We start from the raw sequence: 18,435 nt of genomic DNA on the forward strand, positions 1-18,435 counted from the left end.
TCCAGTATCGCGAACGGGTCATCGCTCGACGAATAAAAGAAGCTACTGTAATCATAGTCGGAGACGCTCATGCTCGTCTGCGCTTCGACTCGTGTTGCCATGGGTGACCTCCAAGTGAATGCCGAGAGCGCCGGCTTGTCTCCGCAGCACGCTCCTTCTCCGGATCCAGCTGCACCACGACCACCCATCCTCCCCTCGTCCGGATCCCGACTTGCGCGTATCGGGCGCGTACTACGCAGCGGCATTTTCTTCGTCATCTACTTCTGCTACGTGACCATCATCATGGGGCTTGGGCAGCGGTTGCTGCTATGGCCCGCAATTTTTCTTTTTCCTGCGCGGCGCCGGGCGATGGTCCGCGCCTGGCTCCGCTTTCACGCCACTGCCACGCTCCGAATGGCGCGAGCCCTCGCGGGCGTGCGCCTTACGACAAACGGATTACTGCCCGCCGAGAGTTGCATCGTGGTGATGAATCACCAGTCGGTGCTCGACATCCCACTCGGCCTCTTCTTGGTACGCGGACCCTATCCACTCATTCCGACCCGCGACCGGTATCGTCGCGGCATTCCAGGCATCTCGCCGCTCAGTCGTCTTGCGCGCTTCCCGTTTCTCTCGCAGAAGCGCACGCTCTCGCGTCCCGAGCTGGCATCGCTCACCGAGGCAGCCGAACAGGTTGCACGAGGCGAGCAATCGCTGTTGATCTTTCCCGAAGGACACCGCACCGACGATGGCCGCATTGGTCGCTTCATGCGCAACGGCTTGCGGATTACGCTCGCGCGGGCTTCCCGACCTATCTATTGTGTAGTGGCCGACGGCATGTCGCACGTTCGAACGTTCGCCGATTCCTTCGTGCGATTTGCCGACACCCACATTCGTGCTGTCGTGCTCGGACCCTTCGACCCTCCGACCGATGAAGCACAGGTCGACGAGTTCATCGACATGCTGCACCAGCGTATGACAGCGGCGCTCGACGAGATGCGGCAGTCGTGAGCCGCAACCGCCGGTAATGTCCAACCGGCAACCGCACTTTTCCCTCCCGCGCGATCCAGCGCTTGGCGCCCAGCTCGCGACGGGACTGGACACCGCACGCTCGGCGCGCACGGACCAGCTTGCTGCATTCATTGCGAGCGCGTGCGGCCCGACCACGGTTGCACTCGTGCACTACGGATCACACGCCCAACAATCCCAACCGAGAGCCGAAAGCGCTCACGACTTCTTTGTCATCGTGGATCGCTATCGGGACGCCTATCGCTCACTCACGTCGAACGGCGTTGCACGATTTCGGCCGCACGTCGCCACGGTGCTCAATCATCTGCTTGCGCCCAACGTCATTCGTGTCACCGTTCCCGGCGTCACCCCGGTGCTCGAGGGCAAGTGCGCCGTGTATTCGTGGTCCGATTTTCGCCTTGCTGCGTCGTCCCTGGCGAGCGATCACTTCGCGTTAGGGCGACTCTTTCAACACGTGCAAGTTGCGTGGGCGCGAGATGAACAGAGTCGAGAACGTGTTATCGACTTACTGGTCGGCGCGCGCATCGCGACGTTCGTGTGGGGCAGACCATACTTACCCCAACAATTCGATGTGGATGCGTACTGCCGGATTCTGCTCGAGACGTCGTTTGCTGCAGAGATTCGACCCGAAGGGAGTGAGCGCGTGAATGCTTTGGTTGACGCGCAACGTGAGACGTTGATACCGGTCTACACGGCGTTGCTGGACCAACTCGTCCAGCAAAGAATAGTTGCACGGAAAGGTAAAGTCTACACCATCGTCGAGCCGGTTGGAAAGTGGGCCAAGTTCCGTGCCGCCATGTATTTCCGGCGTAGCAAAGTTCGCGCGACGCTGCGCTGGCTCAAATACATCGCATTGTACGATGGATGGCTCGAGTACATTCTTAAGAAGGTCGCCGGCCGCAGCGGTGTTTCGGTCGAGCTGACCGAGCGCGAGCGGCGTTGGCCGCTCATCTTCCTATGGCCCAAGGCGATTCGCTACCTCAGATCTCGACCACAACGACGAAGCTGAAATGACGCCTACGACGTATGCGGCGCTGATTCTCGCCGGAATGTTCGTATTGACCATGCCTGTGTTCGCTGTCGTGTCGCGGAACCGGCCGGTGGATGCCGATGTCGCGCGCCGCCCAACGACGTTTCTATTGGGCACGTGGGTGCGCGACTGGTTGATGTGGCTGATCTCGCCCGCCGAACGTGCGTTCGTGTCGTGGGGCCTCTCCCCCGATTTGTTCAACTACTTCGGCGGACTCATGGGGCTGTTCGCCGGCTTCGCGTACGCGAAAGAGTCGCTGGCCTTGGGCGGCTGGCTGGTCCTGGTGGGTGGCGTGGCGGACATCATCGACGGCCGCATCGCGCGCGCTCGACGCGTGGCTTCCGACTACGGCGAGTTTCTCGACTCGATGCTCGACCGCTTTGCCGAGATGTTCGCGTTCATCGGGCTCGCGGTGTACTTCGAGGCGGTGCCGCTGGCGATGACGGCGACGATCCTTGCGTTAGGCGGCTCGTTGATGGTGAGCTACGCGCGCGCCAAGGGCGAGGGCGTGCGGGTGGACTGCCGCGGCGGTGTCATGCAGCGGGCCGAGCGTCTGGTGTTGTTGGGCGTGGCCTCGCTGGTCGACAGCCCGCTGACCCGCGCGCTCCACTGGCACAACGGCGCACTGCTGCTCACGGTGATCGTGCTGATCGGCGCGGGCTCGATCGGGACGGCAGTGTATCGGACGGTGTTCGTGGCGCGCGAGCTCAGGAAGCGGGAGCGCGAGACGGGGGAAGGGCGGCACATCGTGTAAGGCACCACAGCGTCAGCGAGCGCCTCGCTTCGCCAGATTCCGCAACACGTACGGCAGGATCCCGCCATTCCTATAGTACGTCGCCTCCTCCGGCGTATCGATGCGCGAGCGGACCTGGAACGTCCGGGTCGTGCCGGCCGCGTCCGTCGCTCGCACCGTGAGCTCGGCGCGCGGCGCCATGTTGTTCGACAGCCCGTCGATCTCGTAGGTCTCGAATCCGGTCAGGCCTAACGACTGCCGGGTCGCTCCATCCACGAATTCGAGCGGGATCACGCCCATGCCGACCAGGTTCGAGCGATGGATGCGCTCGAACGATTCGGCGATCACCGCGGAAACGCCTAACAACAGCGTGCCCTTGGCCGCCCAGTCGCGCGAGGAGCCCGTGCCGTATTCCTTGCCGGCGATGATGAGCAGCGGCGTGCCTGCCTGCTGGAACTGCATCGACGCATCGAAGATCGTGACCGGCGTCCCGCCCGCCTGGAGCGCCGTCCAGCCGCCCTCGGTGCCCGGCGCCAGCTCGTTGCGCAGGCGAATGTTCGCGAACGTGCCGCGCATCATCACTTCATGGTTGCCGCGTCGCGAGCCGTACGAATTGAAATCGGATGCCTTCACGCCGTGCGCGATGAGCCACTGGCCGGCCGGACTCTTCACGGGAATCGAACCGGCGGGCGAGATGTGATCGGTCGTGATGGAGTCGCCGAGCATCGCGAGCACACGGGCGCCGCGGATCGGCCGCACGGGGGGCGGGTCGAGCGTCATGTCCTGGAAGAACGGCGGGTTCTTGACGTACGTCGACTTCTCGTCCCACGCGTAGAGATCGCCCGTCGGCATCGGCAGCGCACGCCACCGTTCGTCGCCGTCGAAGACGTTGGCGTACTCCTTCGTGAACATCTCGCTCTTCACCGACGACAGAATCGTCTCCTGCACTTCCTTGGACGACGGCCAGATGTCGCGCAGGAACACGGGCCCGTCGGCGCCGATGCCTAACGGCTCGGTAGCGAGGTCGATGTCCATGCGGCCCGCCAGCGCGTACGCCACCACGAGCGGCGGCGACGCCAGGTAGTTGAACCGCGTCAGCGCGTTGACGCGACCCTCGAAGTTGCGGTTGCCCGACAGTACCGCGGCCACGACGAGCTTGTGCCGTTCCACTGCATCCGCGATGTCCGGCGGCAGCGGGCCCGAGTTGCCGATGCAGGTGGTGCAGCCGTAACCGGCGAGATAGAAACCCAATTTCTCGAGGTACGTCATGAGGCCGGACTTCAGATAGTAGTCCGACACGACCTTCGACCCGGGCGCGAGACTCGTCTTGACCCACGGCTTGACGGCCAGACCTTTCTCAACGGCCTTCTTGGCCAGGAGTCCGGCGCCGATCATCACCGACGGGTTGGACGTGTTGGTGCAGCTCGTGATCGCCGCGATCACCACCGAGCCGTGCGTGATCGTGAACGTCTGCTCGTGCATCCGCACGCTGACGGCGGCCGCGGCGGCCGCCGGTGCGACGCCCACGCCGCCCGACCCGCCGGCGTTCGACAACCCGCCGCCCGTGTCTTCGCCTAACCGTTCCAATTCTCCGCGCAGCGCTTCGGCGAACATGCTCTTGGCCTTGGCGAGCGGCACGCGGTCCTGCGGCCGCTTGGGCCCGGCAAGCGACGGCTCGACCGTCCCGAGATCCAGCTCGATCGTGTCGCTGAACACCGGATCGGCCGACGCATCCGTCCGGAACATGCCCTGCGCTTTGGCATACGCCTCGACCAACTGCACCTGATGCTCGCTCCGGCCCGTGAACCGCAGATACTTGAGCGTCTCGTCGTCGACCGGGAAGAAGCCGATGGTCGCGCCGTACTCGGGCGCCATGTTGCCGATGGTCGCACGGTCGGCGAGGGACAACGATGAGAGTCCGACGCCGTAGAATTCGACGAATTTGCCGACGACTTTTTTCTTGCGAAGCATCTGCGTCACCGCGAGCACGAGATCGGTGGCCGTCGCGCCGGCGGGCAGCCGTCCGTGCAGCTTGAATCCCACCACCTCGGGGACGAGCATCGAGAGCGGCTGGCCTAACATGGCCGCTTCCGCCTCGATGCCGCCCACGCCCCAGCCCACGACGCCTAACCCGTTGATCATCGTCGTGTGCGAGTCGGTGCCGACCAACGAATCCGGGTACGCGTACCGCACACCGTCGATCTCGGTGCTGAAGACCGAGCGGCCGAGGTACTCGAGATTCACCTGGTGGCAGATACCCGTGCCGGGCGGCACGACGCTGAAATTGCGGAATGCCCGCTGTCCCCACCGCAGGAAGGCGTAGCGTTCGCTGTTGCGCTCGAATTCCTTCGTGGTGTTGATGAGCAGCGCCGCTTCGGTGCCGTACTCGTCGACCTGCACCGAGTGGTCGATGACCAGGTCGGCGGGCTGCAGCGGGTTGATGCGCGTCGGATCTCCGCCTAACCGGGCAATCGCGTCGCGCATCGCGGCGAGGTCGACCACCGCGGGCACGCCGGTGAAATCCTGCAGCAGCACGCGGGCGGGGCGGAATGCAATCTCCTGCTCGCGCGACGCCGTCACGTCCCACGTGGCGAGCGCGGCAATGTCGTCGCGCTTGACGAAGGCGCCGTCCTCGTTGCGGAGCAGGTTTTCCAGCAGGACGCGAAGCGAAATCGGAAGGCGGTCGATGTGCGCGCCGTCGAGCGACGCGAGACCCGGTGCATCCAGGCGGAAGATGGTGTAGTCGGTGCCGTCAACGTGCAGCGTCGAGCGGCTCCTGAACGAATCGAGAGATGACATGTGCACTCGCGATCGGTGCGCACCGCGAGAAACGGGCGCCGTGAAGAACTGAGCCACTGCCGCCGCGTAGTCGAGCGGCGACAGGCTAAATGCAATCTACAGCGGCGCCACGACGCCGGTCATGCGTGGCCGCCTTAGAGGGAAGACGGGCCGCGGCCCGAGAACGTGTAGCACCATGCTTCACCCTCGAGCACCACGTCACCCGTCTGGCGGCGGACCACGATGCGCAGCTGCGTCACCGGCTTTGTCGCATGCACGCTCACGACTTCCGCCTCGGCCGTGATGGTATCGCCGATGTAGACCGGTGCGGTGAATTTCCAGTTCTGGCTCAGAAACACCGTGCCGGGTCCCGGCATATCCATCGCGACCAACGCGTGGAGCAGTCCGGTCGTGAGACCGCCCTGCACGACCAGCTTCCCGAAGCGCGTGCGCTTCGCGAACGCTTCGTCGAAGTGCAGCGGATTGTAATCGCCCGTGAGCTCGGCGAAGGCCTGCACTTTGTCGGCGCCGATGGTGAGACTGCGGGTGGCGCGTTGGCCAGGTGTGAGAGGCATGGCTGGTAAGGGAGTCGCGCTGGGGCGCGGGCGCCGGCTACATGGTGAGGACGAGCGGCGCACCTGTCCGGATCACGATCGTGTGCTCGTGGTGCACCGCGAGCGCGCCGCTCAGCGTGCGCAGCGTCCAGCCGTCGTCATCCTGCACCGCTCGCGTTGGGCGCGGGGTGACCATCGGCTCGAGCGCAATCACCAGCCCGGGCGTGAGCACGCCGCGGGTCGCCGGATCGTTCCAGTTAGGCACCGATGGGCTTTCGTGGATGCGGCGTCCCACGCCGTGGCCGCAGAGCTCTCGCACCACCGCCAAGCCGTGGCGCCGCACCTCGCGTTCGACCGCGCCGCCCAGCTCGCCGAGCGAGGTTCCCGCGCGCGCCGAGCGCAGCGCCGCCGAGAACGCCTGCCTCGCGCATCGCTGCAGTTCCCGCGCGCGCTGTTCCGCCGGCGGGACGAGCACGGTGATGGCCGCGTCCGCGATGTAACCGTCGAGCTCGAGCGTGACGTCCAGTTTCACTGCGTCGCCGCCGCGGAGAACGCGCGGGCCGGGGATGCCGTGCACGATTTCGTCATTCACGCTGATGCAGGTGAATCCGGGAAAATCATAGGCGAGTTGCGGCGCCGAGCGCGCGCCGTGCGCGCGCGCGAACCGCGCGGCAACTTCGTCGAGCGCGGCTGTGGTGATGCCGGGCCGCACCGCTCCGCGCATCGCGGTGAGCGTTTGTGCGACGAGCTGTCCGACGCGTTGGAGTCCGGCGAGATCCGAAGCGGATTGGATGGTCATGAATGGTGTGCGGCCGGTGCGCGCGCCGGAGGAGCATCCTCCCCCGGCGCAGGCATCCCTCGACTGCCGCTATCCTCTCTTGAAGTACTGGACGGCTCGTTCGTGTTTCTCCGCTGCCGATCGCGACTTGAACGTGCCGAGGTTGCGTCGTTTCCCGGTCTGCGGATTCTTCTTGCGCGAGTAGAGACGGTATTCGCCGTTCTTCAATTTGCGAATCATGGTGTCCTCCCGGCGGTTCGCGCCTTGTCGTGGTGCCAGAGCACGATGGCGAGCAGCACCGCGCCGACCGACACTCCGGCATCGGCCACGTTGAAGGTCCAGAAGTGCCAGGCGCCGAATCGCACGTCGATGAAATCCACGACGCCGCGCGCCGAGCGCAGGCGATCGATGAGGTTGCCCAACGCGCCGCCCGACACCAAGCCTAACGCAGCACCCAGCCAGGCGTCGCCGGCGGCGGTCTTGCGGTACATGCTGAACAGGATGATCAGCGCGATCACCACCACCGCCGCCAGCGCGCCGCGGGCCAGGATGCCGCGCCCGACAGGAATTCCAAATGCCGTGCCGGGATTGTAGGTGAGCGTCAACTGGACGATCGTGCCGATGAACGGATGCGCGATGTGCGCCGGCTCGAGGTACACGACGGCCAGCGCCTTGGTGATCCAGTCCGCGACCACCACCAGCACGGCGAGCGGCCAGTAGGCGAGCGCCTTACGCGGAATTCCCGTCGTGGGCACGCGCCGGCTCAGGACGGACGGTGCGAGGCCACGCCCGACACCACGAGCAGGAGCGCGATGGATACCGGCGCGCTCATGGCTCGACTCGTCCTAACGGACGATCGGCGGTCACGCCAGCCCCAGGTAGTGGCAACCAGCTTCTTCCGCACGCGCCACGCCGAAGACCCCGGATGGCACCACGATCACGCCCGGCACGAGCGATCGCCTGACCTCGGCCGACACGGAATCGACGCGCTGCTTCGCGTCGTCGGCGAGCTCCGCCGCGAACCCGCCGAGCGCGAGGTTGCAGCAGAGCACGATCACGCCGCGCTTGATCAGCGCGTCGAGCGACGATGTCTCGTCCACCAGCGCGTACTTGTCGTCGGACTTCACGCCGACAAACGGATTGCGCTTCGCTTTTTTGCCGGTGGTCGGGTCCTTGAGCTTGGTATGATCGGCCACGAAATCGTACCGCGCCCAGATGTCATCGCCGAGCGCCATGGGAATGGCCCGGTGCCGGATGACGATGACGACGTTGACGTCGGCGTCGCTGGTCCCGTACACCTGATGAAAGCCGTCGAGATAGAGGGCTGCTTTGCCGAGCGCTTCGCCGTCGGCGATGGCGGGCGAATCGAACACCTGGCGATGTTGGGCGGTCAGTTTATCGACCCACGACAGGTCCCACGGACCGCGCGCCGGCCCTGTGGTGTCGGAGCGTGCGCGTGCGTCCCGCCGTTCGTTGGGCACGGCGTCCGCGAACACACGCGATGGCTGCACCAAGCCTCCGGCGGCGAGAGCAACGGCGGCGGTCGCCAGTTGGGCGAGGAAGCCGCGTCGTGGCGGTTCGGGTGAATCGAGTGACGTGCGGCGTTCTCGCATGGCGGGTACGGAATGAGCGGGGCGATACGGGTGTGAGAGAAATACTCTCCGGAACGCAGAAGGGGGAAGAGCACAGGGGCAACGCGAAGTTGCGCCTGGTCTCTTCCCCCTGCTTGTGCAGCCGAAACGAACTTACTTCTTCGACCCGCGCCGCGTTCCACGGAGCTCGCGGAGGAGCCGATCGACGACGCTCGTGGTGGATTCGCGCGAGTGCTTCTTCTCGCGATCGAGGAAGGCGCGTGCCGCCTTGCTCACCCAGATCGTGGTCTGGTCCTCCCGATACTCACGATAGCGATCCCGCGTGGGCATGAAATGAGCCCTCAGTGTAAGGGTGAAATGTTGACCAGCCGCTTCGCGGTGCGTCGATGGACGACCGCCCAACGTCTGACACACGCACATGCTGGAGGGTGGTGTCGCGCCTTACGAGCAGCACGACATTCCTCCGCGATGAACGGGGAGTCCCGCGCGAGCGAGGCTCGCCTCGTCATCGTCCTGCAGCGAGAGCGTACCGACTCCCGCATCCGACTCGACCGACAGCATCAACGCGCCGCCGCGATAGACTGCCGGGTCACGTACGGCGGCCGGTCCAGCCACGCTGCCCAACAGACCATTGGGCAGCATGTCCTGCAAGACGGCAGCCGATTCGCCGGTGAGCATCCACCGGTCGCCGGCGCTGGCGACGCGCCGCCGGAACGGCGCCAGGAGTTCATCGAGCGCGGCCCACGTCGTGCCCGGCACGTACGGCGGACCGAGAAATCCCAGCGTAAACTCGTCGGCGCCCCGGGTCATGCACCAGTCGAGCAGCCGCCAGCTCGACGCCGCCGTGTAGTCGTCACGTCGAACACAGAGCATCGATGCGGTCCTGGTGGCTGGTTCCGCGATCCGCCGTGTCCGGCCGTTCGGTGTCTCGTTGCCTAACTACCGGCTCGTCTGTGCCGGATCCGGCCACCGGGTTGCGTGCATCGCAGTCGCGGCCGAGCGCGCGCCATCATCGCATCGCGCTGGCGCAGTATAACATCTTTCTCCGCGATGTCGAGAGGCAAGCGTGCAATCGCCGCTCGGGCGCGTCCCTAACGGTGCGACGTCGACACCGTTCGCCCAACGCTACGCCGCCGCGGGCCGGTTTGGCGGCGCGCCCGCACATCGACCACGTGTTCCGCGTCCCAAATCTGCCATCGGACCTCAAAAAAATCGCATCGACCGTTGGGCGTATGCCCAACGCAACACTCGGACGGCCCGGCTCAGCGCCTAGCGGCGGGCGATGAGCACGGCGCCGATCACGCCGAACGCGTACATCAGGGCGACGGCCTGCCATGCGTGGGTAATGAGCGGCTGCGCCTCGTCGACATAGAGCCGGCGGCGCCAGCGGAACGGCACGATCACATAGGCAGATCGCGGCATCCCGGGGCGCCGCAGCCGCTGCAGCCGAAAATCGAGCTGCCACATCCGCACGGCATGGAATGCGGCCGCGACGATCGCGACCCCACCCAACAAATGCATCCACCACATGGCGCCCCCCCGGCGACGGCGTCGACGGCAGACGCGGTCGCAAACATCTGCCGCGTTCCGTTAGCCACACGCGCGTCGCGAGCCGCGACGGCCGCGTGCGGGATGGCCGCAACGCCCGGCGGGCGCGCGCATCAAGAAAGCGTTGTGCGGAACGCGCCGGCTCAGTGCAGCGCTCGGATCTTGATGTTCCGCAGCGCGAGCATCCCCGGATGGTCGCCCTGGATCCCGATATATCCCTGTTTCGCCATTCCGTAATTCGCGTAAGGCGCAAACTTGCTCGTCTTCACCTTCGCCGCCCACGCCGGACTCCACAGCTGGTAGCTCAGCAGCTTCTTGCCGTTCAGCCAATGCTCGACGTGCGCACCCTTGACGATGATGCGCGTCGTGTTCCACTCGCCGGCCGGCTTCACAATGCCCGCGGGCGACGGGTAGAGCGCGTAGGCCGAGCCCGCCGCCGTTAGACGGCTCTTGCCGTCGGGAGCGTTCGCGTCATCGAGCAGCTGAAACTCCGGTGCGCTCCAGTAAATGTGGTCGTACTCCTCCGTTCCGCGATAAAAAATTCCGCTGTTGCCGCCCCTGCCGATCTTCCAGTCGAGGTCGAGCTCGAAATCGCCGTATTGCTGCGCCGTGACGATGTCCTCGGTCTCCGTGCTCTTGGTCAGCGTTCCATCCAGCACGGACCAGCCGGCGGGCATGGTCTGCTGCTTGTACCCGCGCCAGCCCGCTGTGGTCTTGCCGTTGAACAACAGCGTCCAGCCGTCCGCCTGCTCGCGCGGCGTGAGGGTGTTAGGCGCAGACTGGGCAGCCGCGGGCAGGGCGGCGAAGGCGGCGATGACGAGCGCGGTCGAATACCGTGCACAACGGCAGCACACCATGGACAACCTCGATGGGACGATGTGTGGATTGAGGTACAGGAAACGCCGGCGGCAGTACCTTATCCCGGGCGACGCGACACCCGCAATGCCTACGCGTCTCGGCGAGGAATGGCGATTGGTTCAGCGGCGGAGTGCGCGTCGGCGTGACGCTCGGCGAGGAGTCTGGTGGCGAAGCGCTGCGCTTCCGAAATGCGTTCGACCTCGATCGCGATCGCGTCGACCGCCTGCTCGAGATGCTCGAGCCTGGTGTCGTCCAACGGTGGACGCTCGCGCGGCGGGCGTTTGAGCAGCTTCATGCCGACGACAACGGCGCCGATCATGACCAGCGAAAACGTGCCGACGATGGCGAGAACCTGTGCGAGCTCGATGACGTCGGGATCCATGGCGGCGACCGGGGTGGCGAGGAAGTTGGCGGCCTCATGCCTCTCCCTACGCGCATGCACTCGGGCGGGTTTCCCCTCGCGCTCGCGTCCGGCGCAGCCGCCATGCGGTTAGTCCGATCGGAGCGCGTGCATGGGATCCGCGCGCGCGGCGCGCTGGGCCGGCATGAAGCTGGCGACCCCGGCGACGGCGAGCAAGACGGCGGCGACGAGTCCGAACACCCAGGGGTCGCGGGGCGATTCGTGGAAGAGCAGCGGCGCGACCCATCGCGCGACGAAGAGCGCGATCCCCGCTCCGAGCAGGACACCGATCACGGTGAGCTGCATGGCCTCCCGCACCACCAGCCGCGCCAGGTCCGACATCCGCGCGCCTAACGCAGCGCGGACGCCGAGCTCGTGGGTCCGTTGGGCAACGTTGTAGGCGATCACGCTGTAGAGGCCGATGGCCGCGAGCACGAGCGCCAGCACGCCGAACACGACGAACATTGTCGCGCCAAGGCGCCACGAGCGCGTCTCGTCGCCAAAGACCTGGGTGAACGGCGTGACCACGAGATACGATGCGCCCGGCATGATGGGTTCGAGCGCGCGCCGGATCGTCTCCTGGTAATTCACCGCCGGGCCCCGGGTGCGCACGAACAAACCACCCATGTCCGGATGGTATTGGTCGATCGACATGTAATAGTAGAGGCCGGGATCGTTGTCGAGCGCGCGCTCCTTGATGTTCTCGGCCACCCCGACCACGTACGTACACGGAACGGTATCAGCGCCAACCTTCACGCACTGACCGATCGGGGACCGCCCGGGCCACAATGTGTTCGCCATCGACTGGCTGACCACCATGGCGCGCGGCGCGCCATCGCGTTCCGCTTCGGTGAGCGATCGGCCGGCGATGATGCGTGTGCCCATGGTCTGGAAATAGCTGGGGGACACGGCGTTCAGATCGAACGCGCCTAACTTGTCGACCGAATCGATGCCGGCGACGTACAGCGACATGTCCCACATGCTCCAGAACGGCATCGTCAACTGCCGCGTCGCGCTGACCACTCCCGGAATCGAGCGCGTGGCCTCGAGCAGACGCCGGCGCAGCGCAATGTTCTGCGCGCTGTCGAGCGTCACGCCGCGCATCTGCAGGTCGACCGCGGCTACGTGCTCGACATCGTAGCCGAGCGGCGTCTCCTGCACGTGGCGCAAACTGCGCACGAAGAGGCCGGCGCCGACGAGCAGCACCACGGACAGCGTGCCTTGGAAGATGAGCAGGCCGACGCGCAGGCGGGATCTCTGATACGTCCCCTCGCGGATGCCCGCTTTCAGATCGCCGGCGAGATTGGCCCGGCGTGTCTGCACGATGGGCGCGAGACCGGTGAGCAGGCCCGCCACGAGCGCCGCAGCGCCGGCGTAGAGCAGCGTGCGCACGTCGGTCACCACAGCGGGTTTGGCGGTGCCGTCGAGCAACTGTGCACGCAGCAGCGAGCCGCCCCACTGTGCGATCGCGATCCCGATCACGCCGCCGGCCAACGCCAGCACGATGCTTTCCGTCACCAGCTGCGACCCCAGCCGCGCGTCGCTCACGCCTAACGCAAGCCGCACCGCGATCTCGCGGCGGCGGCGAAGTGCGCGCGCCAGCAACAGGTTGGCGACGTTCGCGCACGCGATGAGCCACACGACGATGGCGACGCCGGTGATCCACGTGGCCACCTTGGCGGTGTTCGATTCGTCAGGCCCGCGGTTGCTGAGAATCGACGAGACGAACGCATGCGGCCGGCTCAGCGCGATCGACTGCATGTGGGGCGACTTGGCCAGCGCCGCCTGGTAACTGCGCACGTAGGCCTGCGTCATATCGGCGTTCGCCGCCGCCAGGCTCACTCCGGGTTTTCGCTCGGCGATCATCGATGCCCACGTCCAATGATACGTGGTCCACCACTCTTCTCCCGGCAGCCGAATTCTCGAGCTCATCTCGTGACCGTAGGCGGAGATGGGAACGAACGCGGCAGGCGGATCGCTCTCCCAGAGCCCCGAGAATCCGGCCGGCGACACGCCGATGATCGTATACGTCGTGGCGCCGATCTGAATGGGCTTGCCCAACACGTCGCGCGACCCGCCAAAGTGCGCCTGCCACATCGGGTACGTGATCACCGCCACCGGCGTCCCGTTAGGCGGACGATCCTCGGCCGCCGTGAAGTAGCGGCCGAGCGCGGGCGGGGCGTCGAAGAAGCCGAAGAAGCTCGCGCTCACGACCCCCACCTGCATCTGCCGCGCGCTCGCGCCGGTGCCGATCGCCAGCTTGTCTTCCGCGACCTCCGCGGTGCGGCTGAACGACGTCGTCCAGCTCGTGAGGTCCGTGTAACGCGCGTACTGGACGCCGCTGTTGACGTCCTCTTTGCCACGGAACGTGCTCGCCAGGTAGACCCGGTGCGTCAGGTCTGGATCGCGCAGCATAGCCGGCGGCCGGAACAGTAGCCGGTCGACGATCGAGAACATCGCCGAGTTGGCCCCGATGCCGAGCGCGAGCGTGGCGATGACGGCGGCTGTGAAGCCGGCTGAATTTCGCAGGCCGCGTATCGTGTAGCGGAGGTCCTGACGGAACGCGCTCCACCAATCGGTGGTTGCCCGCGAAGTAATGGCGCGTGGCGTGGAGGCGGGCATGGGAGCGGGGTCGGGGAGACCTGAGATCATGTCGGGATCGACTCGCGTGTGCGCGGTGGGTCGGAGATCAATGGTTCGACACCGGAATGAGCGCAAGGGTGGCCTGCCGATTGAACGGCGGCGTGATGCTGCCGTCGGGCCACTTCCGTACCGGGCAACGCGGCCGACTTTTGTTTCGGCGCCGACAACTCGCCGCGCGCGGCATGTATGGCTCCGCGCCGCTCACCCTCGATCCACAGTTGAGTCGCCAGACCAGGCGGCGCATGTTCGAGCCGGAGTCCCGCGTCTGATTCCTGACGCGGTGGCCTAACGAACTACGGCGGCGTCGCTCGATCGACGTGGAGCACGGTCATCATCCCCGACCCCAGGTGCTCGGCGATGTGACAATGCAGCATCCAGTCGCCCGGGTTCGATGCGTCGATCAAGACGTCGACGGTCGAGCCAACCGGAATCAGCACCGTGTCCTTCCAGACGAGATTCTTCGCGCGAACGCCATTGCGCGCCACCACGAGCATGCGTTGGCCGTGCAAATGAATGGGATGCTGCATCGGATGGAACGACTTGGGATCGTTGTAGAGCTCGAGCTTCACGACTGATCCCTGCTTCACGTGCCAGTCGATGTCCATGTTTTCCTTGCCCGTTGCGTCGTCGCGCAGGATCCACCGGACTTGTTCGCTGGTCGACAGCCAGTTCATGTCGGGCATGCCGTCCACCCACTCGACGGGCGCGTAGTACGCGGTATCCACGTTCATGAACTGCACCGTGGCGAGCGGCAGAGCGCTCCCGTGCACGGTGAGGGTGAGGCGCTTGTCGGGCGGCTTGTCGAAGTACGGGCGGTAGCGGTCGATGTCGCGCGTGACCGCGGCGTTGTCGCGCAGCGCGTCGAACGCCGCGGCATAGTCGGGCACGGCCGCCGACGAGTCGACGTCGATCATGCCTAACGTATCCGACTCGGCCTCGAATTCTCCGCGGAAATGGTTGATCGCCTGCACGGCGTTGACGAGCGCATACCGCCCAGGATGCTCGAAGCGGACTTCCACGATGTATCGCTCGGCGGGCGCCAGGACGACGCTCGGCACGCGTTGCTCGTGCTCGAAGCGGCTCACGTCGGACGCCAGCACTTTGATCGGCGCGCCGCCGAACGAGATGTTGTAGGTGCGTGAACTGGCCGCGTTCGTGAGATAGAACCGCACTACGTCGCCGCGATGCGCGTCGAGCGTGTAGCGCGGCTCGCCGTTCACCAACAGCAGGTTGCCGACCCGTCCCATGAGCGCAAAGTCGGGCCCCTTCTTTCCATAGGGAATGAGCGTATCGGCGTTCACGAGCAGGTCATCGAACACCAGCACCTGCTCCTGATTCGCCGGCGAATAGTAGGACGAATCGGGCGAATCGACGATCATGTTGCCAAACAAGCCTAACGCCTGCTCGATGTCCTCGCGGACGTGGGGGTGATACCAGTAGACTCCGGCGTCCGGAAAGTGGACGCGATAGACGAAGCTGTCGCCGGGAGCGACAGCCTGCTGGGTCACGCCGGGCACGCCGTCGTAGCGGTTGTCGAGTCGAACGCCGTGCCAGTGGATCGAGCTCGGCAGGTCAATGCGATTGTGAAACCGCACGGTGATGGTCGCGTTCTGCGGGACGCGCAACAGCGGACCGGGCACTTCGCCGTTGAAGCCGTACATGATGTACGGCCGACCCGCCACCGTTCGGCGCACGAGCGTGGCCGAGAGGTCGAGCGTGTCGCCATCCTTCACGCGCAGGATTTGGCGTGGCCTAACTTGCGGCACCGACGCCGGATCTGCGCCTCCGCCCGGCAGGAACGTCCCGCCCGGCGGCGTGAGCCCGACCAGCCCCGGCATCATGACCATACCCTTGGGCATCGGGATGGGCATGGGCATGCTGTTCGACGACATGCCCGGCATGTTCATCGAGTCGGCGGGTGCACGACGGGAGGCAGTGTCTGCCTTGCCGGGGCTGCCCGGCATGGGCATCCCCGGCGGCATTGCGGGCATGGTCGTGTCGTGCTGCTGCGCGCTGCTGGTCGCCGCGACAGCGGCGACCAGCAGCGCCGCCGTCGTCAAAATGCGGCGATTCAATCCGTCACTCCATGGAAGAATGCCGTGTGCGCCTGGAAAATCTGCAGAAACGTACTCGGCGAGCTCCCGTGCAGAACGGACGGGCCGCCGTGCGTTGCCACCGCCGAGTCTCGTTCGGCCTCGATCACCAGCAGAAATTTGTTCATCGCGACAGTGCCGACGGTCGACTTCCCATTCGTCACGACGCCGAGCCGCTGCCACCGCGAAAGATCTGACGATACTGCCCACGCCACGTAGGCCCGGTACGCGCCTAACGACGATGGCGCGGGCAGTCCCGATGCGGTGATCTGCGCATCGTACCGGGCGTGGCCGTCGGCCGTGACGGCCACGCCGAACGGCGACTCGTCGAAGACGAGGCGCGCGCTCCCCTTCGCCGTGGGCGCCGTCGGCGTGGCATACAATGGAATGTCGTACGGTCCGACATCGGGCCCCGTCGCCGCGACGAGCGCGGCGAGGGCCGCCAGTGCGCGCAGACGCCCGATCACCGGCGACCCTTGCCCGGCGACGTCGCGGGTTTCGGCGCGCCATCCGGCCCGTGATCGTAGTCCTGCACGCTCGAGATGTTAGGCATCCCCATGGTGCGTCCGTTCCATCCCTTGAAGCCGTCCATGCGGAACAGCCACAAGCCCGTGCGCATGTCGGACAACGCGATCAGCCCGTCGTAATTCCGCACGTCGACGCCGAACGCGCCTTGTTCGACGCTGATCGTGCTCTCCCACCCGTTGTCCGGCGTGCCGCCGAATCCGTGCTCGTGCGTGCAGTCACACGTGTAGTAATGCCCATCAGTTTTCGGAGCGAGCGGATTCTTGAGATCGAAAATCTGCAGACCATCCTCGTACGCGGACACGAACACGTACGGCCAGCGCACTTCGTGGTTGTGCGACAGGTCGCGCCAGTCGGCCGTCCAGGCGCTGATCGGCGTGTCGAGGTTCTGCGTCTTGCCGCTCTGGCCGTCGCTGAGGTCCCAGACGCGCAGCGGCGTGTACTGGTACTCTGTTTCCGTGACGGCATACTTGGCATCCGGCGACGGCGTGAAGGTGTGTGCGACGTCCAAGCCGAGTCCCGTGATCGTGAAGAGCTGCTTCGGGGATTCGGGCTTGCTGACATCCCACACGGAGTAGCCGCCTAACCCGGCGCCGTAGAACTTGTCCTGGTGCGTGGTCGCGTCGTACCCGACGTAGAAGTCGTGATAGCTCGCGGTGCCGAACGCCTTGAACGGCGTCGGATTCGGCACCTCGCCGATGAGCCACGTGCTCGAATCGGCGCCGCTCACGACCTTGTCGAGATCATAGATCAAGGCGTGTCCTTCGTTTACGGTGGTGAAGTACAGCACCCGTCCGTCGGAGTGCTTGTACGCGAACGTGTTGTGAAATCCGCCGGGGGCCTTGGGATATCGGATTCGGGCGACGACTTTGACCTTGGACGAGTCGGGCAGCCCGGTGACATCGAAGATCACGGCGCCCAGATCGGCGTCGGGCGTGCCCTGCATGAACTGATACGACTGCGCGTAGTAATAGCGGTTGCCGATCTTGAAGTACTTTCCGTCCATTGCGCCGATGCCGCGGTGCAGCTCCGGATTCTCGATGGTCCACGAGTACACCATCTTCGGGTGCGACGGATCGCGCACGTCGTAGATCTGCACGTCGAAGTTGGTAAAGCCGCATGCGTACACGTATGGCCGGTTCGGATCCTGCTCCATCTCGACGTCCGCGAGCTTCCACGCGCCCTTGTGCGTCACCACGTGCGCCAGCATGTGCACGTTCGGACTGCCGCCGCGCTTGGCGTCGAACGGCTTGACCGACATGCCTGGATCCTGGGCGGCAGCCGCCGCGGCGCCGACGACGGCCGCGATGGCGACGAGAGCGAGAGAACCGCGCATTGCACTTCTCCTGTAGGGTGAAAGTGGGTCTTGCCCGTCGTTAGGCATTGCCCGAAACATTACTCGAGTGCGGGCTCGAATTCCTCGTGCACGCGGGGGTGCAGCCGCTCGATCTTGTTTAGTAGCCGCGCGCACGCGTTCCAGCGCAGGATGGCGTCATCGTTGCCCGCGGGCCTGAGATGTTCGGCGCGCTCGTAGTGCGGCATCGCTTCGCGAAGCCAACCGTCCGCCACCTCGTGCGCGCGCGGGCCACCGCGCCGCAGGTGTGTCGTTGCCCTTCGCTCGCAGATGATCCCGGCGTAGTAGTGCCGCTTGTACTCGTCGTCGAGGCGCGGCAACACCGCTCTCGCGCGCGCCACCGCCTCCGCCGCGTTGTCGCCGAAGCCATCCGTGATCGCGAGCAACATCATGACCAGCGCGTCCTGGTTTGCCGGGTCGACGTCCAGCACGTCCTGGCAAATGCTCTCGGCAGCCGTCCAGTCGTTGAGTAAACGGTATCGCTCGGCTTTCTGCAAGGCAGCCGGAACGCCCGCGGACGTGATCGGCTTGAGGGAATACATCG

At 65.6% G+C, this 18,435-nt stretch carries 19 protein-coding genes; 3 read left to right on the forward strand and 16 right to left on the reverse strand.

Translation table 11 applies throughout. The features are described from left to right. Positions 1 to 270: 270 nt before the first annotated feature. The 3 genes from VFW04_12710 to VFW04_12720 are packed head-to-tail and all read left to right on the forward strand — an operon-like array spanning position 271 to position 2,789. Positions 271 to 987, forward strand: a complete 717-nt coding sequence (locus tag VFW04_12710; GenBank protein HEX5180186.1) for a 1-acyl-sn-glycerol-3-phosphate acyltransferase — start codon at positions 271 to 273, stop codon at positions 985 to 987. Positions 988 to 1,003: 16 nt separating this feature from the next. Continuing rightward, entirely contained in the window at positions 1,004 to 2,014 is a 1,011-nt protein-coding gene (locus VFW04_12715) for a hypothetical protein (GenBank protein HEX5180187.1), read from the forward strand. Between the two features lies 1 nt (position 2,015). Then, entirely contained in the window at positions 2,016 to 2,789 is a 774-nt protein-coding gene (locus tag VFW04_12720; GenBank protein HEX5180188.1) for a CDP-alcohol phosphatidyltransferase family protein, read from the forward strand. A 12-nt stretch (positions 2,790 to 2,801) separates the two neighbouring features. Here the strand turns inward: VFW04_12720 and acnA are convergent, their stop codons facing one another. The 16 genes from acnA to VFW04_12800 all read right to left on the reverse strand — a co-directional run bounded on the left by acnA (position 2,802) and on the right by VFW04_12800 (position 18,433). Further along, positions 2,802 to 5,567 (reverse strand): aconitate hydratase AcnA, encoded by a 2,766-nt coding sequence (acnA, locus tag VFW04_12725; protein HEX5180189.1) that lies wholly within the window; start codon positions 5,565 to 5,567, stop codon positions 2,802 to 2,804. 134 nt (positions 5,568 to 5,701) lie between these two features. After that, positions 5,702 to 6,121 carry a MaoC family dehydratase gene (locus tag VFW04_12730; protein ID HEX5180190.1) on the reverse strand — a complete coding sequence of 140 codons (420 nt, stop codon included), beginning with the start codon at positions 6,119 to 6,121 and terminating at the stop codon, positions 5,702 to 5,704. Positions 6,122 to 6,158: 37 nt separating this feature from the next. Continuing rightward, positions 6,159 to 6,899, reverse strand: coding sequence for a type I methionyl aminopeptidase (gene map, locus VFW04_12735; protein ID HEX5180191.1), 741 nt, complete (start codon positions 6,897 to 6,899; stop codon positions 6,159 to 6,161). A gap of 69 nt (positions 6,900 to 6,968) precedes the next feature. Next, on the reverse strand, positions 6,969 to 7,118 hold the full coding sequence (locus VFW04_12740; protein HEX5180192.1) for a hypothetical protein: 150 nt from the start codon (positions 7,116 to 7,118) through the stop codon (positions 6,969 to 6,971). Next, on the reverse strand, positions 7,115 to 7,633 hold the full coding sequence (gene lspA, locus VFW04_12745; GenBank protein ID HEX5180193.1) for a signal peptidase II: 519 nt from the start codon (positions 7,631 to 7,633) through the stop codon (positions 7,115 to 7,117). The genes VFW04_12740 and lspA overlap by 4 nt, the downstream gene beginning before the upstream one ends. 108 nt (positions 7,634 to 7,741) lie before the next feature. Beyond that, positions 7,742 to 8,491 carry a twin-arginine translocation signal domain-containing protein gene (locus VFW04_12750; GenBank protein HEX5180194.1) on the reverse strand — a complete coding sequence of 250 codons (750 nt, stop codon included), beginning with the start codon at positions 8,489 to 8,491 and terminating at the stop codon, positions 7,742 to 7,744. 132 nt (positions 8,492 to 8,623) lie between these two features. Further along, positions 8,624 to 8,800, reverse strand: a complete 177-nt coding sequence (locus tag VFW04_12755; GenBank protein ID HEX5180195.1) for a hypothetical protein — start codon at positions 8,798 to 8,800, stop codon at positions 8,624 to 8,626. Positions 8,801 to 8,911: 111 nt separating this feature from the next. Next, a complete protein-coding gene (locus tag VFW04_12760; GenBank protein HEX5180196.1) occupies positions 8,912 to 9,343 on the reverse strand; it encodes a hypothetical protein in 432 nt (143 codons plus the stop codon). Between the two features lie 396 nt (positions 9,344 to 9,739). Continuing rightward, positions 9,740 to 10,000 (reverse strand): hypothetical protein, encoded by a 261-nt coding sequence (locus VFW04_12765; GenBank protein ID HEX5180197.1) that lies wholly within the window; start codon positions 9,998 to 10,000, stop codon positions 9,740 to 9,742. A gap of 161 nt (positions 10,001 to 10,161) precedes the next feature. Next, a complete protein-coding gene (locus VFW04_12770) occupies positions 10,162 to 10,875 on the reverse strand; it encodes a DUF1080 domain-containing protein (GenBank protein ID HEX5180198.1) in 714 nt (237 codons plus the stop codon). Between the two features lie 89 nt (positions 10,876 to 10,964). Further along, positions 10,965 to 11,258, reverse strand: a complete 294-nt coding sequence (locus tag VFW04_12775) for a hypothetical protein (GenBank protein HEX5180199.1) — start codon at positions 11,256 to 11,258, stop codon at positions 10,965 to 10,967. A gap of 108 nt (positions 11,259 to 11,366) precedes the next feature. Continuing rightward, positions 11,367 to 13,898, reverse strand: a complete 2,532-nt coding sequence (locus VFW04_12780) for an ADOP family duplicated permease (protein HEX5180200.1) — start codon at positions 13,896 to 13,898, stop codon at positions 11,367 to 11,369. A 314-nt stretch (positions 13,899 to 14,212) separates the two neighbouring features. After that, on the reverse strand, positions 14,213 to 15,994 hold the full coding sequence (locus VFW04_12785) for a multicopper oxidase family protein (GenBank protein ID HEX5180201.1): 1,782 nt from the start codon (positions 15,992 to 15,994) through the stop codon (positions 14,213 to 14,215). Continuing rightward, positions 15,991 to 16,479: a hypothetical protein gene (locus VFW04_12790; GenBank protein ID HEX5180202.1), complete on the reverse strand. Its 489-nt coding sequence runs from the start codon at positions 16,477 to 16,479 to the stop codon at positions 15,991 to 15,993. Before VFW04_12790 ends, VFW04_12785 begins: the two co-directional genes overlap by 4 nt. Further along, on the reverse strand, positions 16,476 to 17,873 hold the full coding sequence (locus VFW04_12795; protein HEX5180203.1) for a hypothetical protein: 1,398 nt from the start codon (positions 17,871 to 17,873) through the stop codon (positions 16,476 to 16,478). Before VFW04_12795 ends, VFW04_12790 begins: the two co-directional genes overlap by 4 nt. Before the next feature lie 59 nt (positions 17,874 to 17,932). After that, on the reverse strand, positions 17,933 to 18,433 hold the full coding sequence (locus tag VFW04_12800; protein HEX5180204.1) for a hypothetical protein: 501 nt from the start codon (positions 18,431 to 18,433) through the stop codon (positions 17,933 to 17,935). Between the last annotated feature and the right edge of the window lie 2 nt (positions 18,434 to 18,435).

The sequence above is a fragment of the Gemmatimonadaceae bacterium genome, assembly GCA_036273715.1.
Lineage (GTDB): Bacteria > Gemmatimonadota > Gemmatimonadetes > Gemmatimonadales > Gemmatimonadaceae > JADGGM01.

What these genes read in the sequence shown, in the direction of transcription:
- VFW04_12715 (HEX5180187.1), top strand. Translation starts at nt 1,004, where the DNA reads ATGTCCAACCGGCAACCGCACTTTTCCCTCCCGCGCGATCCAGCGCTT.
- VFW04_12720 (HEX5180188.1), top strand. Translation starts at nt 2,016, where the DNA reads ATGACGCCTACGACGTATGCGGCGCTGATTCTCGCCGGAATGTTCGTA.
- acnA (HEX5180189.1), bottom strand. Translation starts at nt 5,567, where the DNA reads ATGTCATCTCTCGATTCGTTCAGGAGCCGCTCGACGCTGCACGTTGAC.
- VFW04_12730 (HEX5180190.1), bottom strand. Translation starts at nt 6,121, where the DNA reads ATGCCTCTCACACCTGGCCAACGCGCCACCCGCAGTCTCACCATCGGC.
- map (HEX5180191.1), bottom strand. Translation starts at nt 6,899, where the DNA reads ATGACCATCCAATCCGCTTCGGATCTCGCCGGACTCCAACGCGTCGGA.
- VFW04_12740 (HEX5180192.1), bottom strand. Translation starts at nt 7,118, where the DNA reads ATGATTCGCAAATTGAAGAACGGCGAATACCGTCTCTACTCGCGCAAG.
- VFW04_12750 (HEX5180194.1), bottom strand. Translation starts at nt 8,491, where the DNA reads ATGCGAGAACGCCGCACGTCACTCGATTCACCCGAACCGCCACGACGC.
- VFW04_12755 (HEX5180195.1), bottom strand. Translation starts at nt 8,800, where the DNA reads ATGCCCACGCGGGATCGCTATCGTGAGTATCGGGAGGACCAGACCACG.
- VFW04_12760 (HEX5180196.1), bottom strand. Translation starts at nt 9,343, where the DNA reads ATGCTCTGTGTTCGACGTGACGACTACACGGCGGCGTCGAGCTGGCGG.
- VFW04_12765 (HEX5180197.1), bottom strand. Translation starts at nt 10,000, where the DNA reads ATGTGGTGGATGCATTTGTTGGGTGGGGTCGCGATCGTCGCGGCCGCA.
- VFW04_12770 (HEX5180198.1), bottom strand. Translation starts at nt 10,875, where the DNA reads ATGGTGTGCTGCCGTTGTGCACGGTATTCGACCGCGCTCGTCATCGCC.
- VFW04_12775 (HEX5180199.1), bottom strand. Translation starts at nt 11,258, where the DNA reads ATGGATCCCGACGTCATCGAGCTCGCACAGGTTCTCGCCATCGTCGGC.
- VFW04_12780 (HEX5180200.1), bottom strand. Translation starts at nt 13,898, where the DNA reads ATGCCCGCCTCCACGCCACGCGCCATTACTTCGCGGGCAACCACCGAT.
- VFW04_12795 (HEX5180203.1), bottom strand. Translation starts at nt 17,873, where the DNA reads ATGCGCGGTTCTCTCGCTCTCGTCGCCATCGCGGCCGTCGTCGGCGCC.
- VFW04_12800 (HEX5180204.1), bottom strand. Translation starts at nt 18,433, where the DNA reads ATGTATTCCCTCAAGCCGATCACGTCCGCGGGCGTTCCGGCTGCCTTG.